Here is a 1,055-nt window from a genome sequence, read left to right as displayed (position 1 = left end):
GACAAGGCAAACGACCAATTGGATCGGTGTAAGTTTGTGTAAGAAGATTCCCAACTGCATCATATGTAACTCCTGTTTCACTGAAATGTGGAGACTGAATGAACTTGTGCCGATGAAGCAAATCATAAGTATACGTTGTTTGACCAATGCTGAAAGGCAGATCTTTTTGGATCAGATTACCTGCTTGGTCATAGCGGTAAGTTTGGGAATAAAGCTGTTCTCCTGAAAGGTTGATTCGTTTAACTTCTGTTAGATCTACCGCGTTGTAGCCGTACACGACGTGGCTACCATCAGGAAGTGTACTGGAATGAACGCGTCCTTGTCGGTCGTATACATATTTCATCTGCAGACCATTGCCCAACGTTTCTTCAATGAGGCGATCACATCTATCATAGGATCTTGTATTTTGTGTATGATTGATGAGATTCTGAATGAGGATAGGATTATCATTCAGATCATAGGTGTAGGCATAGGAGAGCGTTTGGTCAGCGGAAGCTACAGCTGATAGACGACCTTTTCCATCATAGGTGAAATAGATCAGATTGCCGTCAGGTTTTAGTGTGGAAATCTTTTGGCTGAGGTTGTTAAAGGTGTGGAAAGTACTTTTTTGTTCAGGTGTTCCAACTGCTTCGATGCAAGAGGCGACGTCTCCAATGGAATTGTATGTCCATTTTGTGATGACTTCCCGATCAAAGACGTCTACCTTAAAGACTTTTTCACGTGCTTCAATTAGCTGTCCCACTCCATCATAGAAAAACTCCCGCTGTTGAAGAATTTGACCGAGAGCATTTTTGATTTGCAGAGTTGCAATTTGATTGTGTGTGTTGTAAATGGAAACGGTTATGTTTCCTTTGGGATCGGTGGTTTCTGAATAGGGAACAGTTAGGCCGTACTGATCTTTATAATCATAACGATAGGTTATGCGTGTGACATTGCCTTCTGGATCGGTGACAGAAGTGGGTTATGGCAATTATAGGTCGTTTTAACTGTGCTAACACCGGCATGTGAATAGGTGCTGGTTTCTATTTGATTGCCATCGGCGTCATAGATATAGG

Annotated in this window: 1 pseudogene; it reads right to left on the bottom strand. The window is 42.2% G+C overall.

Going from position 1 to position 1,055, the window contains the following annotated elements:
- Nucleotides 1-1,055, bottom strand: a pseudogene (locus AOM43_RS09675) (hypothetical protein); the annotation flags it as partial.

This window comes from Parachlamydia acanthamoebae, assembly GCF_000875975.1.
Classification (GTDB): domain Bacteria; phylum Chlamydiota; class Chlamydiia; order Chlamydiales; family Parachlamydiaceae; genus Parachlamydia; species Parachlamydia acanthamoebae.
Note: the sequence above shows the minus strand (reverse complement) of the source record. Positions and strands in the feature narration are given on the sequence as shown.